Source organism: Bartonella florencae, from assembly GCF_000312525.1.
Taxonomy (GTDB): domain Bacteria; phylum Pseudomonadota; class Alphaproteobacteria; order Rhizobiales; family Rhizobiaceae; genus Bartonella; species Bartonella florencae.
On sequence record NZ_HE997455.1, the window covers coordinates 83,480 to 84,904 of the forward strand.

Genomic DNA, 1,425 nt, shown 5'->3' on the forward strand with positions numbered 1-1,425 from the left:
GAGAATTGCTCCACTCAGTGTTGAAATAAATCTTTGCATCACCCGTTGCATTGTAAACTACTGCCTTCTCAGCGGATAGACTTCCCGCCAATATAGCCTCTTGAGATTGTGGATGTTTCCCTACATTTAAGGTTTGGTAATGGTTCTCTACTAAGTCATAAGGTGCATTAAATATTATAGAACTGTTATTAAGGTTCAGTACCGAAATGACAGACTCTGCTCGTTGCTTAATATCAATGAGTTTGTATGAAGAGCTGTATTCGTCTTCTACTTCAAATGGACTAATTTTTAAATACCACTTGCTCCCATTGTTTAGAGTAAAAATTGTCGTATTTTCAGGAAAAGTTTTTACTTTTCCTTCCGTGATTGAATCATCAGCGGTTAGTATGAAAGTTTTAGGTTTATTATCCTCCGGCACGCTTTTATTCTTCAACAACATATCAGCACGAATTTCAGAATTTTTAAGAGAGACTTCAGCAACAGATTTCGATGATAATGGTCCTGCAATACCAATACCATTCGTCATAAGAAGTTTTGTATTGGTAAGAATCGCCTTATTGACGATCTTTTCTCCTTCTTTTACATGAGAATCCGAAATATAATCAAAACGGATACCGTAGCTTTTATGTTGTCCGGTGACGGTCATGATGGAATCTTCAACATGGATTATTCCATTGGAAATTTCTAAACCACGTGTTCCTGCTTTTCCTATAATCTCTTTAGCGTGAATGCGCCCACCTGTTTTTGCAGAAAACAAAGTGCCATCGGAACGCATTGTTGAGTTTTTAATGATAATAAAGGCTTTATCATCAGCTACCGCCGCGCTATGTGTAGTACGGGCAAAGATATTTTCAAAGGTTTTTTCTTCACCTGCTTTATCTGCACGAGCCATAGTTATTATTGGAGGTTGTGTATTTGCATAAGTTGAACCGAAAAGAGAAAAAATGAAAGTTCCAGCAATTGTACATAACAAAAGATTTTTCTTATAAATAGATTTCTTACACATAGATATGCCTTTAGTATTGGTATGTCTTTGATGCTTACTTCATTCCCCTGATGGCGCAAGTACTGAGGGGTTTTTATATCATTATGTTTTTCATGTAAAGAACAAAACGAAATATTACAATGATGCTCTTTTTAGAGTTTGAAAATTGCTGTGAGAAACTTTTTAAAGTGATTGTGTCGCTCAACGAATATGGATTGTAGAAAAGTTTGCTTGATAAGTCTGTGTTTCATAAACGCTATAGAACGGGAGATTTTGCAAGAATGTTTGTTGCTTAAAGCTTATTACTATGGAAGTTCTACAAAGTTTTTAGAGAAAATCGATGATTGCGCTTGTAAAAAAATCTTTGAATAGATCTTCTTATGTACAAAGATAAATAATTTTATTACGTTTTTAAATATAAATAAAAAATTAAAAATAGA

At 34.2% G+C, this 1,425-nt stretch carries 1 pseudogene; it reads right to left on the minus strand.

From position 1 onward, the window contains the following. A pseudogene (locus BN202_RS10000) lies at positions 1-1,006 on the minus strand (hypothetical protein); the annotation flags it as partial. Between the last annotated feature and the right edge of the window lie 419 nt (positions 1,007-1,425).